1 protein-coding gene is annotated in these 958 nt (G+C 70.1%); it reads right to left on the bottom strand.

The window, feature by feature from the left end; all coding sequences use genetic code 11:
* Positions 1-6: 6 nt before the first annotated feature.
* Positions 7-958, bottom strand: a 952-nt coding sequence (locus FCK90_RS15170; protein ID WP_158035141.1) for an ISL3 family transposase, incomplete at its 5' end; no start/stop codon positions are given.

Below are 958 nucleotides of genomic sequence, written 5' to 3'. Positions count from 1 at the left end.
GGGCCTTCACAGCTGAGTGTGGGTAGCGGTTCTCCGCCAGGGGCGATGACCGCCTGCAGCGAGCAGAGCCCGTAACCGGTAGTTGTCGAAGTTGCGGAAGCCGCGGGCGACGCGACGCATGGTCTCGATGACGCCATTGACCGCTTCCGTGGGCCCGTTCGAGGCTCCTGCGGTATCGAAGTAGGCCAGGATCGCGGCCTTCCACCGGCGTAAGGTCCGTCCGAGCCGGGCGATCTCCGGAATGGGACAGGACGGGAAGGCACCGAGAATCTCTGCGACGAGCCGGCGCCCCTGCTCGGGGCGGGCGTGGTAGACCGCGCGCAGCTTCTGGTAGCAATGCCAGGCAAGGGTGACCTCGTGATGCGGGTCCCCGGCCTCGAGCTTCGCGTTGAGTCGGCGGACCTGCCTCTCGGTCAGGTGCTCGGCGCCGATCTGCAGGGTGCGGCGGATCCCGTACAACGGGTCCCCGGCTCTCCCGCGGTGACCCAGAGTGTCCTGCTGCACGCGGCGGCGGACCTCATCGACGACCTGCCCGCCGAGCTTGACCACATGGAAAGCGTCGAGAACGGTGATCGCCTCCGGGAGCTCGTCGCGGATGGCATTGGCGTAGCCGTGGAACGGATCCAGCGTCGCCGTGCGGATCCCGCTCGTGAACGCCGGCCCCTGCTCGGAGAGCCAGTCGCCGTAGGCCGCCCCCGTGCGCCCGGGCACCAGATCCAGCAGGCGCGCCCGGGGCCGGCCGTCCTCGCCGCGGGAGTGGTCCACGATCCCGGTGACCAGCCCAGTGCCGGGTGGGCCCACGTGGCGCCAGAGGTGCTCGTCCACGCCCAGGGCGTTCACCCCGGCCAGCCGATCCTCCGCGGCCAACTGGTCCTCGATGACCGGAGTGATGGCGTCCCAGACGGTGTTCCAGGCGACCCCGAGCATCTCCGCCAGTGCCGAGACCGCGATGTCGTGG

It is taken from the genome of Kocuria coralli (assembly GCF_008831305.1).
Lineage (GTDB): Bacteria > Actinomycetota > Actinomycetes > Actinomycetales > Micrococcaceae > Kocuria > Kocuria coralli.
This window is presented reverse-complemented; position numbering and strand designations above follow the sequence as displayed.